We start from the raw sequence: 12326 nt of genomic DNA on the forward strand, positions 1-12326 counted from the left end.
GCCCACGAGGATCAGGCGCGGGGGTAAATGCGTGGGTGATCTCCACTATCCCCCTGCAAATGCCCCGATAGCGGCATCACTGGAGGACACCCTCTCCGCCACCGACCCCAGCCTACGCCTCTTCGACCCTCAGGCAGGCGTGAAGAGCCCGCAGCTAGCGCACCTTTGCCCGCACCAGCCGCTGCCCAAGCCGCTGCCCATCCTCCCACACCGCGGTGAATGCGCCGGAATGGCCGCCGATCGCGATCGGCTGTCTCCGAGCGTCTTTCGCCGCATGCGGGCTTGGGTCCGCGGCTCCCTGCACCCTGTTCTACCCGTTCTCGAGGTTTCCAGTGTCTGCCGTCAGGCCTGCCCCTCCCGTGATCGCCCAATCCGGGGCCGGATGATCTGTTCGGAGAACCGCTCCATCTCTTCGTACTGGGGGCTCATCTGCAGCAGGAGCAGGTCGAGGCCCGCATCCTCGAAGGCGGCGATCTGCTCCCGGATCGACTCGGGCGTGCCGACCAGACGCGGCCGCAGGCCTCGGTTGGAGACGGAGTACTCCTGAACCTTCAGCTCGCGCTCGAGCTGGGTGCCCGAGAGCCACTGATCGAAATTGGCGAAACCCGGCGGCGGCGAGCCGTCCTCGAGCCCCGGGATCCGGGTGATGCGGGCGAGCTCGCGTTGGGCCTCGGCCTCGCTGTCGCGGACGATGGCGTAGGCCGCCATGCCGTACTGCAGCGGCGGCAGGCCTTCGCGCTCCCGGCGCTCGCGCATGTCGGCGATCTTGCCCCGGATCACCTCGGGGGTGTCGCCGTGCATGACGTAGGCGTCGCACTGGCGGGCGATCATGGTCTTGGCCGCCTCGGACTCGCCGCCGGCGTAGACGACCGGGCGCGGAGCCTTGAGCGGCTTGGGCTCCACGATGGCGTCCTCGAGCGTGTAGTACCTGCCCGAGAAGCTGAACCGCGGCTCGCGCCAGAGGCCGCTGACCACCTCCAGCCACTCGGAGGTGCGGGCGTAGCGGTCGTCGTGCTGGTCGAACTGGAGGCCGTAGCTGGTCGCCTCCTTCGCCCACCAGGACGAGACGACGTTCAGCGCCAGGCGGCCGCCGGCGATGTTGTCGATGTTGGCCGCCGCCTTGGCGAACAGGGCCGGCTGGTGGAAGTTCGGCCGCACCGCCACCATCAGCTCGATGCTCCGCGTCACCGCGGCCAGGGCCGCGGCGGTGGACCAGGCGTCCAGCGCCGGGGCCTCGATTCCCTTGATGTCGTTCAGGTTGAGCTCGGCGATCAGGGTCAGGTCGTAGCCGATCTCCTCCGAGCGCCGGACGAGCCGCGACAGGCTCTCCCAGCTCGCCGGGCCGTCCTCCTGCGGCACGTTGCGCAGCCAGCCGCCGAAGACGGGGGCCCAGTATCCGTATCTCATGAGGACGCAGCCTTCTCCTTGGCGAGCCCGATCTGCTCGACCAGATAATCGATGAGGTTGTCGTGCGGATCGAAGCCCAGCACGCGCACCGGGTCGGCGACGAAGTTGGACAGGGCGTTGACGTCGTAGAACTTCACCGATCCGTCCCGGTCGTCGACCAGGTATTCGACGCCGCCGACGTCGATGCGGGCCGCCTGCGCGATGGCTTCGGCGGCCGCGATGACCGCGGGCGGCGGGGTCACCGCCTCCAGGGCGAGGGACGCCTTGCCCGGCTCGACCATGCACACGTCCGCCAGACAGAGATCAAAACCGCCGCTCTCGACGCTGCAGGCGTAGAGATACCGGCCGTTCAGGGTTTCGACGCGGACGATGCGGCCGCCGCGGATCGGGGCCTTCTCCTGCACCATGACCACGGAGTTCACGCCCATCGGCAGCTCGCCGCGTCGGGCCGCCTCCGCCAGCTCCTCAGGAGTCTCGAACGCCACGATCCCCGCCCCCGAGCCGCCGATGTCCGGCTTGACCAGCACCGGAAAGGCGAGCCCTGCCGCCGCCTTCGGCACGTCGGCGACGCGGTGGGCGGCGCGCGTCTCGGGCGCGCCGTGGCCCAGCCGGCGGATCAGCGAGATCTGGCGGGTCTTGGAGGAGTCGACGTCCAGCGCCGCCCCGTTGATGACGCGGGCGCCCTGCCCTTCCCAGTGATCGAACAGGGTCCGGGCGTAGAAGATCGGGTGCTCGGGCTCGCGCAGGAAGGCGGACATCCCGATCCGGTTCAGGATCACCGGCGCGGGCGGCTGGCCCGGTGCGGCGTCGAAGACGTGGTCCCCCGCCTGGATCGGAATCCAGTCGACGCCACGACGGTCGAGGGCCGCAAAGAGCGGCTCGAACCACGCAGGGTGTTCGTAGAAGACAGCCAGATCAGCCACGGTCGCGCACGCGCCTCCACCTCGTTGATCGAGGCTCCGGCGGGCGACAGAGGGTGAGGACGCGCCGGGGCGGCGCTCTCACTCATCTGTCGGGGAACTGCCCCGCAGGAGTTGGCACCGTTCCGCATGGCGGGGGTTGCCCCGGCGTCAAAGGGCCTGCCCCTCAGCCGATCTCGATGAGTGGCGCCCATGTGTGCACGGCCGCCCCGGGCGTCAAGGGGCGGTTCGAACAGAATGCTGAGGCGCCGCCGGCGCCTGCTCAACGCCGCCTTCGCACCAGGTATGCCACGCCCGTCCGTCGCCGCAGACGAAGATGAGGTTTCGACGCCGAGCCGCACAGCTTTACGACCGGCCAACGGTCCTCTGTTGCCTTGGCACTTAGATGACAGTAGCGCCTGACGTTGCCAGCCGCCCTCCCAGATGCGAGACCCGACACGTCTTGGCCGCAGCGGGTTCGGGGATGGCGGGGGTAACGATCTATGAGGTGGCCGCCCGGGCGGGCGTTTCGATCAAGTCCGTCTCTCGCGTCCTCAACGGCGAGGCCAACGTCAGCGAGGCCTTGAGAAAGAAGGTCGAGGCCGCGGTAGCGGAGCTGGGCTATCGCCGAAGCCTTTCGGCGCGCTCGCTCGCCGGTTCGGCCTCGTCCATCATCGCCGCCCTGGTCGACGCCAAGCTGACCATCGAGCACTGGCGCAGCGGGCGAGGCAACGACTACCTGAGCCGCCTCGAGCTGGGGCTGCTGATGGAATGCCGTCAGGCCGACCATCACCTGATGGTCGAGCTGGTCGACTACGACGCCCCGACCCTTCGGCAAGACCTGTCCAGCCTTCTGTCCGCCATCCGGCCCCAGGGCGTGGTGCTGACGCCGCCGAACTCGGACAACGACGTGGTCCTGGAGGTGCTGGAGGCGATGGCGGTGCCCTATGCGCGCATCGGGCCTGAGACCGCCCCTGACCGCGGGATACGCATCCGCATGGACGACGCCGGCGCGGCCGAGGAAATCACCGACCACCTGCTCAACCTGGGGCACGTCGACATCGCCCATGTCTCGGGGCCGGCCGCCTATTCGGCCAGCCGGCTGCGCCGGATCGGCTTCGAGACAGCGCTGCGCCGCCGGGGTCTGACGTTCCGCCAGGAGTGGATGGCCGAGGGGCAGTTCACCTTCGCGTCAGGCCTTGAGGCGGCCGAGCGCCTCCTGGCCGGAGCGCAACGCCCGACCGCCATCTTCGCCGCCAATGACGACATGGCCCTGGGCGTGCTGCAGGCCGCGGCCGCCGCGGGGCTGAAAGTCCCGCATGACCTGTCGGTGGCAGGCTTCGACGATACGCCCAGCGCCCTGTTCAGCACGCCGGCCCTCACGACCATCCGCCATCCGGTCGCAGAGATGGCCGCCGCCGCCGCGCAGCGGCTCATTCCGCAGTTGAGAGCCCGCATGGACGGACAGGCTCATCTGGGCGAGGCGACCGTACCCCATGCGCTGGTGGTGCGCGGCTCGACGGCGCCGCCGCCAAGCGCGGCTTGACAGCGCTGTCATCAGGCCGGCTAATATAAGGTTCCGATCATTCGGGCCGGTTGAGCCGCCTCCTGTGATCGGGCCGCCGGCCATTCTGGAGTCCGCCATGCGTTGCGCCGTTTCCGTTCTGGTTCTCGCACTGGCCGCCGGGGCGGCGTACGCGCAGACTGCACCGTCCGACCCCGCCCCCGCGGCGAGCGGGACGGCGCGGGCGGAGCCGGCGAACTGGCCGCGAGCCGCCTCCCCACAGAGCCTTAGCGATCCGGCCACCGAGGCCTTGATCTCCGACCTGATCGGCCGGATGACGGTCGAGGAGAAGGTCGGACAGCTGATCCAGGCGGACATTGCTTCGATCCGTCCCGAGGATCTGCTGACCTGGCCGATCGGCTCCATCCTGGCGGGCGGCAACTCCTCCCCAGGCGGCGACGAACGCGCGCCGGCGCAGGCATGGGTCGAGCTGGCGCGCGCCTTTCGCGAGGCCAATGCCGCCCGGTCTGGAACCCCGATCCCGCTGATCTACGGCATCGACGCGGTGCACGGTCACAATAACGTCGTAGGCGCCACCATCTTCCCGCACAACATCGGCCTCGGCGCCGCGCGCGATCCGGACCTGATCCGACGCATCGGCGAGGCCACGGCGCTCGAGGTGGCGGCGACGGGCGCAGACTGGACCTTCGGACCGACCCTCGCCGTGCCGCGGGATGACCGCTGGGGCCGCACCTACGAGGGCTTCGGCGAGGATCCCGAGATCGCCCGCAGCTACGCCGGCCCCCTGACCCTGGGCCTTCAGGGTCCGATCGAGGCCGGTCGGCCCCTGCAGCCCGGCCGCATCGCCGGCTCGGCCAAGCACTTCCTCGCCGACGGCGGCACCCGCGACGGGCGCGACCAGGGCGACTTCGTCGGCTCCGAGCGCGAGCTCATCGACATTCACCTGAGCGGCTACCCGCAGGCGATCGAAGCCGGGGTGCTGTCGGTCATGGCGAGCTTCTCAAGCTGGAACGGGGTCAAGCACTCCGGCAACCGAAGCATCCTGACGGACGTGCTGCGCGGGCCGCTCGGCTTCGAGGGCTTCGTGGTCTCGGACTGGAACGCCCATGGCCAGCTGCCGGGCTGCTCGAACGAGAGCTGTCCGGCGGCGATCAACGCCGGCATCGACATGCTGATGGCGCCGGACAGCTGGAAGCCGCTGTACGAGAACACCCTCGCCCAGGTCCGCGCGGGCGAGATCCCGATCACCCGCGTGGACGAGGCCGTTCGCCGCATTCTGCGGGCCAAGGTCAAGGCGGGGCTGTTCGAGAACCACCGGCCGCTTGAGGGCCGCCTGGAGCATCTCGGGGCTCGGGAACACCGGGCGCTGGCTCGCGAGGCGGTGCGTAAATCGCTGGTGCTGCTCAAGAACGAGAACGGCGTCCTGCCCATCCGCGCGAACGCCCGCGTTCTGGTGGCCGGCGCCGCGGCCGACGACATCGGCCAGGCCTCCGGCGGGTGGACCCTGACCTGGCAGGGGACCGGCAACACCAACGACCATTTCCCCAACGCCGACTCCATCTGGGCCGGCATCGAAGAGGCGGTGACCGAGGCGGGCGGCGAAGCCGTGCTGAGCCCCGACGGCGCCTGGCAGGAACGGCCCGACGTGGCCGTGGTCGTCTTCGGCGAAACCCCCTACGCCGAGTTCCAGGGCGACATCGACACCCTCGACTTCCTGCCGGAGGAGTCGCTGACGACCCTGCGGCGGCTGCAGGCGGACGGCATCCCCACCGTCTCCGTCTTCCTCTCGGGGCGGCCGATGTGGGTCAATCCCGAGATCAACGCCTCCGACGCCTTCGTCGCCGCTTGGCTGCCGGGCACCGAGGGCGCCGGGGTCGCGGACGTGCTGATCGGCGACGCCGAGGGGCGCCCGCGCCACGACTTCAGCGGCGTGCTGGGCTTCTCCTGGCCGCGAGACGCGACCGGCCGGCCGCTGAACCGGGAGGAGCCCGGCTACGATCCCCAGTTCGCCTACGGCTACGGCCTCAGCTACGCCCGGCCGGCCGCAGTCGGACGGCTCTCCGAGGAGAGCGGCGTGGCCGCTTCGACCTCCAGCGTGGACATGTACCTCGTCGATGGCCGGGTGACGCCGCCTTGGTCCCTGGCGCTGGAGGATTCCGGCGGACAAACCCGGATCGGAAACGAGAAGTCGGTCGCCAGTCCCCGAGGCGGCGTGCGCATGACCGTCGTCGACGACCTCGCCCAGGAGAGCGGGCGGCGGTTTGTCTTCGGCGAGGGCGGCGGACAGGCCCTGATCTGGGGCGGCGCGGTCGATCTCTCCCGGCAGGCCAACGGCGAGATGGCCCTGTCCTTCCGCTACCGGGTCGATCAGCCGCCGCAAGGTCGTGTCGCCCTGGGGCTGGGACAGGGAGCGGTTGATCTGACGGAGGTTCTCGGGACACCACCGATCGGGGAGTGGCGCACAATCAAGGTCCGTCTCTCCTGCTTCCGCGACGCGGGGGCTGATCTCGCGGCGGTAGAACGGCCGTTCCAACTGGTCTCCGAGCGGGCGGCGACGGTCTCGGTGTCCGAAATCAGGCTGGCGTCCAACGAAGCCGACACGATGTGCCCGGCCGCCGCGGCCGGTCCGTAGGCGCCTGGCGCTTGCGTCGTCGGGCCGGGCAGCGAAAGCTCCGGCGATGGAAGAGGCTGGCGAGAATCGGCAGGACGCCCCCGCCCCCGCGCCGGTGAGCCGGCCCTTTCTGGGCCTGTTCGCCCTCGCCCATCTCGGCGCCTTCATCGCCTTCATCCCGATGCTCAACCTGCTCCTGCCCCTGAAGGCGGAGCTCATCGACCCCGCCGGCAAGGCCGTTCTGCTGAGTCAGGTCATGCTGTGGGGCGCTTTGGCCGCGGCGGTGACCAACCTGGCGGCCGGCGTGCTCAGCGACGCCACCCGGGGGCCGTTCGGGCGGCGGCGGCCGTGGATCGTCGTCGGCGCCCTCGCGGTGGCCGGGGCGCACGGCCTCGTCTTCGCCGCCGCCACGCCGCTGCAGCTGCTGGTCGCCGTCCTGATCTTCCAGGCCGCGGTCAACGTGATGTTCGGTCCGCTCAACGCCGTGCTGCCGGACGTGGTGCCGGGGCGGCAGAAGGGCCTGGCGGCGGCTCTGGCCGGCCTCGCCTTGCCGGGCGCGGGCCTGTTCACCGCCGGCGTGCTGGCGGTGGCGCTCACCCGGCTCGACCTGCGCTTCGTCGCGGTCGCCGCGGCCGTGCCCCTGCTGGTCCTGCCCTTCGCTCTCCGCCTGCGCGAGCCCCAGCGGCCTCGGCCCGCGACGCGGGTCGGCCTGCCGTCTCTGGCGGCCCTGACCGACCGCGATTTCCTGATGGCCTTCGCCTCGCGCCTGCTGGTCCAGGTCGCCATCACTTTCAACGTGCTCTACCTGCTGTTCTACCTGCAGGAGACGGCGCGGCTGGGGCCCTTCGCGGATCTGCGCCCGGAAGCGGTGCTGGGCGGCCTGCTGGGAGCGAGCACGGCGGTCTCGCTGGCGGCGGGGTTCCTGGGCGGCGTCCTGTCCGACCGGCTGCGGCGGCGGCGGCTGTTCGTGACGGCGGGCGGTCTGGCCATGGCGGGCGGCGCGGCGCTTCTGGTCGCCGCGCCCGGGTGGCCGGGGCCGCTGGTCGCGCAGCTGCTCTTCGGCCTTGGCCTGGGCCTGTACTCGACCGTCGACACCGCCCTGGTGGCCGAGGTCCTGCCGGACCCGCGGGCCGCCGGCCGGGACCTCGGGCTCATGAACGTGGCGATCACGGCGCCGCAGGTGCTCGCGCCCTTGCTGGGGCTGGGGCTTCTGTCCCTTTTCGGAGGCGATTTCCGATGGGTCTACGCCGCCTCGGCCCTGTTCGCCTTCTTCGGAGCCCTGGCGGTGACTGGCATCCGCCGCGTGCGCTGACCGGCGATGTCAGTCGGCCGGCGGGTTCATCCGGCGCAGCCACGCCCGCACGAACAGCCCCGAGGGACTGATCATCGCGTCCTCCCAAGCGCCCTCGCCGGCCGCGCCGGGCCGCAGGGCCGCGGAGGTCTCGTCCTTGTCGGTGATCGACCAGTTCAGGCTGCTGAGGCCGTTCACCTCCATGAAGTCCCACCACAGCGCCGTCTCGTCCCGGTCGAGAATGCCGTTCCCGGTAGCCTCGCTGGTTCCCCATTCGGTGACGAACAGGGCGGCGCCCAGCTCCAGGGCCTTCTTCGCCTTGTCCCGCAGCTCCTGCCGGTGGGTGCCGGCGTAGAAGTGCAGGGTGTAGGCGACATTTGCGAACGGCAGCGGGTCGGCCGCAGCGATGTCGACGTCCTGCGACCAGCTCGGGGTCCCGGCGACGATCAGGTTGTCCGGGTCGTGGGCGCGGATCCGGGGAATGACGGCCATGTGGTAGGGACGGACCACCTCGCCCCAGGAGTGGGTGTTCAGCGGCTCGTTCCAGGGCTCGTAGATGAGGTTCGGCCTGTCGCCGTACTTCTCTGCGATGCGGGTGAAGAAGGCGGCGGCGGCTTCCGGCTCCGGCTCGTGCGCGTGCCAGTCGACGATCACGTACAGGCCCTCGGCAATGGCGGCGTCGATCACCGCCTCGGCCTTGGCCATCTCCCGTTCGGGGTGATCGAGGTAGCCGTCGTGGTGAACCGCGATCGCGGCGCGCACCACGGTGACCGACCAGTCGTCCTTCAGCCAGCGCACGGCGGCGGCGTTGTAGTACTGCGGGGCCCACTGGCTCCAGAACAGCGACATGCCGCGCAGGGTGACGGGCTCGCCGTGCTGGTCGACCAGCCGCGTCCCCTCCAGCCTCAGCTGACCGTGCCGCTCCACCGGCGTCTCGGCCAGCGCGGCCCCGGGCAGCAGCACGAAGAGAGCGAGGGCAAGCAGTCGTTTCAAGATGGTCTCCGTCCGGTCCAGGCGGGGCCGTTCCGCGCCTCAGAAGGAGGCGCGGAGAGTCACCGCGAAGCGACGGTCATAGATCCACCACGAGCGGGTCTTCAGAACGTCATTGCCCATCAGCTGCCGGTTCTCGCTGTTGGCCAGGTTGTTGCCCTCGAAGGCCAGGCTGACGCCGTCGCGCAGCTCCACGATCACCGAGCCGTCCAACTGGCCGTAGTCGTCCTGCCACATGGGCAGCCGGACGTCCGAGACGTCGCGATTGGTCAGCAGGTACTTGCCGCGCCAGTTGTACGCCAGGCGGGCCTGTATCGGGCCGCGCTGGTACAGGCCGATGATGTTCCACGCCTTCTCGGACAAGCCCTCGAGCGGCAACCCGTCGATCACCTCGGCCGCGTCCCACTCGCTGATGTACTGCTGCGAGGTCGACCCTTCGCTGTCGATGTAGGTGAAGTTCGCCTGCAGCCCCAGACCGCCCAGCCAGCCCGGCAGGAAGTCGTAGAACTGCTGGTAACCGACCTCGAAGCCCTGGATCGTGCCTTCCTCGCCGTTGGTCGGGCCGCTGACCAGGAAGTCCCGGCCCTCGAAGGTGCGCGTGTGCGTCCCGGTGGTGAAGAAGTCCTCGATGTTCTTGCGGAAGGCGGTGACGTAGACCGAGTGGGTCGGGGACGGATACCACTCCAGCGCCACGTCGAACTGGTCGGCCCGCATCGGCTTCAGCTCCGGATTGCCGCGCGCGGCGCCGCCCCAGCCCTCGACCACCGTGCCCTGCGGGTTCACCGAGGCGGTGAGGTCCACGAACGGGAACATCTGGTTGAAGCTCGGACGGGCGATGGCCCTTGAGGCGGCGAAGCGGGCGATCAGCGAATCCGTCAGCTGGAACTTCAGGTTCAGGCTGGGCAGCACGTCGGTGTACGACTGCTCGCCCGAGACGTCGAAGGCGGCGCCCGTGCCGAACGCACGGTCGTCTGCGGGCAGACTCGGGTAGCTGCTCAGGTCCGGCAGGAAGCCCGAACCGCGAGCTGTGGTCTCGGTCCGCACCACCCGGACGCCGATATTGCCCTCGACCGGAACCGGGGTGTTCTCCCAACCAAATCTCGCGACCACGTAGCCGGCGAGGGTCTTCTCGGTCTGGGTGGAGAGACTCTCGGCATCAAAGCCGCGCGGGCTCCACTGGGCGTTGCCGCCGATATTCTCGATCAGGTCCGAGTTGCGCAGGAAGCCGCGCGCCAGCTCGATGTCTGGCATCACCACCGTAGGCGCCTGCACGTCTCCGCGGAAGAAGTTGTCGAAGCTGTAGAGCATCGCGTGCTCGGGCAGGACCGTGTCCATCCACAGGAAGGGCTCGTTCCACGGCGCGCTGAGCGCCTGCCAATTGTACTGGGTGTAGTTGTTGGTGACCTCCCGGTCGGTGGCCCGGGCCCCGAAGCGGATCGAGTTCAGGACGGGGTGGTCGATTTCCCACGCCACGTCGACGCGTCCGGCGATCTGCTCCGCCTCGTTGTCGTCGATGTGATCCATCGCCGCGTGCCAGAAGTAGTTGGCCGGATCGCTGGTGAAGGACTCCGGGCCGAGGCTGGCCACGGGCCGGCCGCCGCTGAGGTCGATCGTCACTTCGGGCACATAGGCCGAGCTGAAGATGGTGAAGTCCCAGCCGGCGCTCGTGGACTTGACGTACTGCAGGTCCGCGCTGACCGCCACGCGGTCGGAGGGATAGTAGCGGACGCCCACGGCCAGGTCGTTGCTGGACTCCTCGCGCTCCTGGTGGCGCGTGGCCATGCGGTACTGGGTGCCGAGCTCGCCCGCCACGGGCTGGCTGCCGCGCCAGTAGCTGATCTGACGCAGGGAGCCGGACTGGAAGTAGCCGTCGTCATCGAAGGTGAACTGTGTTCCCGAGGCCGGAATGACGAAGTTGTTGTTGGCGTCGACCTGCGGAATGGCCTCGTAGTTGTCCCAGCGGGTGTCGAAGTCCGAGCGCAGGTACTGGAGGAAGACCTCCGTCTGGTCGTTCGGCCGCCACTGCAGCGCCAGGGCGCCGCCCAGCCGTTCCCGTTCGGAGTCCAGCCGCCGCCACGACACGCCTTCGGGGACGTAGAGCGTCTGGTCGGCGGTCAGCCCCAGATAGGACTGGTCGATCCAGTCCTGGCCGCAGGCGTAGGGATCGCCATTTGGATTCTGCAGACCCGCGCACAGCGCATCGTCCCCCAGGCGACGGGCGCGATAGGGCGACACCTGGATCCCGTCCGACCGGCTGGCCAGTTCCGAATAGGCAAGATTGGCGAGCACGCCGATCTCGCCCGCGCCGGTGTCGAAGCGGTCGCTGAACAGGATCGATCCCTGCGGCTTCCACTGTTCCGCGTGGTCGGAATAGTTCGCGCTGAGCGAGCCGGCGATCAGACGGCCGTTCGACTCGAACGGCATGCGGGTGCGCAGGTTGACCGTGCCGCCCAGGCCGCCCTCGATCAGCTCGGCCGAGGGGTTCTTGTAGACGTCGACGCCCGCCATCAGCTCGGCGGGAACGTCCTCGAAGCCCAGTGCGCGTCCATCGAGGGCGCCCAGGGTGTCGCGGCCGTTCAGTTCCTGGCGCACCTGGGTCAGACCGCGGACCTGGACCCCGCTGCCTTCCGCCGAGAAGCGGTCCGGATCCTCACGCGCCTGAAGGCGATCGATGGTCACCCCCGGAATGCGCTGCACCGCTTCCGTGACGCTGCGGTCCGGCAGGGCCCCGATGTCCGAGGCGGTGATCGAGTCGACGATCTGGTCCGCGTTCTCCTTGATCGACTGCGCCGAGCGCAGGCTGCCGCGGATGCCGGTCACCACGACCTCCTCGACCTCGGCGGCCTCAGGATCCTGGGGCGTTGCCGGGGCCGACTGCGCCATGGCGGTGGCGGGCTGCAGGAGCATCCCCAGTGCGATCAACGACGTGCCGGCCAGGCAAAGGCTGGCGCGCCGCGCCGACGCGTCGCGATTCATCGTTATGGCGTTCATTGCCGTCCTCCCCAGGCGACTGTGTAGTTATTGGACAGCCTGACAGCGCTGTCATCAGGTGACGCTATCATGGCGCAAAATGAGCGTCAACGAACCGCGCTTCATCACACCCGACGGGCGAAGGTTCAGGGTTCGCTTGTCGCCGGCGAGCGACTGCCGCTCTTGGCGCAGAGACGTCCCCGCCTGCCTCTGGGGCTGAGGGATCTGTCCCGACGCGAGAGATGGCGAGTTGAGACAAGTTGCCGAAGGACTGGCCGCACCGCCACTCACCCCCGGAACAGTTTTCTGATCTGGCTCCGCCCCTGCATGGCCCGGAAGGCCGGGGCTGTTGGCCGCCGAGCTCCCGTACCGCCCGCTAGTGCGTCGCCCTCGGCGCCGCTGTTCGGCCGCCGCCGGCGGGCCCCCGACCAGACCCGGGATTATTTTTCGCCGAAGCCGAGCGCCCGCCTCTGCTCGGGCCAGCCGGTCGGGATGCGCTCTCGAGCAGTTGGTCTAGGGTGAACACCGGCGGCTGACTCCCTTCCGAGGACGCCTGCTGGATGTCCGGGGCGCGGAACACCAACGGCCAAAGCCTGCGCTCATAGCTGCTGGCCGGCGCCTTGCAGCCGACAT

General features: G+C 69.6%; 7 protein-coding genes and 1 riboswitch. Of the genes, 3 read left to right on the top strand and 4 right to left on the bottom strand.

The annotated features are described in order from the left end of the window. Window positions 1–342: 342 nt before the first annotated feature. The gene (locus tag RIF93_RS13725) at window positions 343–1407 is read right to left on the bottom strand and encodes an LLM class flavin-dependent oxidoreductase (RefSeq protein WP_309092014.1); all 1065 of its coding nucleotides are present in this window, start codon (window positions 1405–1407) and stop codon (window positions 343–345) included. Further along, window positions 1404–2330 (bottom strand): alpha-L-glutamate ligase, encoded by a 927-nt coding sequence (locus RIF93_RS13730; RefSeq protein WP_309092015.1) that lies wholly within the window; start codon window positions 2328–2330, stop codon window positions 1404–1406. The genes RIF93_RS13725 and RIF93_RS13730 overlap by 4 nt, the downstream gene beginning before the upstream one ends. Window positions 2331–2409: 79 nt before the next feature. Beyond that, window positions 2410–2513, bottom strand: a riboswitch (SAM riboswitch). 277 nt (window positions 2514–2790) lie between these two features. Here RIF93_RS13730 and RIF93_RS13735 point away from each other — a divergent pair. The 3 genes from RIF93_RS13735 to RIF93_RS13745 all read left to right on the top strand — a co-directional run bounded on the left by RIF93_RS13735 (window position 2791) and on the right by RIF93_RS13745 (window position 7754). Next, window positions 2791–3852, top strand: a complete 1062-nt coding sequence (locus RIF93_RS13735) for a LacI family DNA-binding transcriptional regulator (protein ID WP_309092016.1) — start codon at window positions 2791–2793, stop codon at window positions 3850–3852. Between the two features lie 97 nt (window positions 3853–3949). Beyond that, entirely contained in the window at window positions 3950–6463 is a 2514-nt protein-coding gene (locus tag RIF93_RS13740; protein WP_309092017.1) for an exo 1,3/1,4-beta-D-glucan glucohydrolase, read from the top strand. Between the two features lie 46 nt (window positions 6464–6509). Continuing rightward, window positions 6510–7754: an MFS transporter gene (locus RIF93_RS13745; protein WP_309092018.1), complete on the top strand. Its 1245-nt coding sequence runs from the start codon at window positions 6510–6512 to the stop codon at window positions 7752–7754. A gap of 9 nt (window positions 7755–7763) precedes the next feature. Here RIF93_RS13745 and RIF93_RS13750 read toward each other — a convergent pair whose 3' ends face one another. Together RIF93_RS13750 and RIF93_RS13755 are read right to left on the bottom strand one after the other, a co-directional pair. Beyond that, window positions 7764–8726, bottom strand: a complete 963-nt coding sequence (locus RIF93_RS13750) for a glycoside hydrolase family 5 protein (RefSeq protein WP_309092019.1) — start codon at window positions 8724–8726, stop codon at window positions 7764–7766. A 39-nt stretch (window positions 8727–8765) separates the two neighbouring features. After that, complete coding sequence (locus RIF93_RS13755; protein WP_309092020.1) at window positions 8766–11714, bottom strand: TonB-dependent receptor; 2949 nt, start codon at window positions 11712–11714, stop codon at window positions 8766–8768. Window positions 11715–12326: the final 612 nt, after the last annotated feature.

This window comes from Phenylobacterium sp. (assembly GCF_031181185.1).
In the GTDB taxonomy this organism is placed as follows: domain Bacteria; phylum Pseudomonadota; class Alphaproteobacteria; order Caulobacterales; family Caulobacteraceae; genus Phenylobacterium.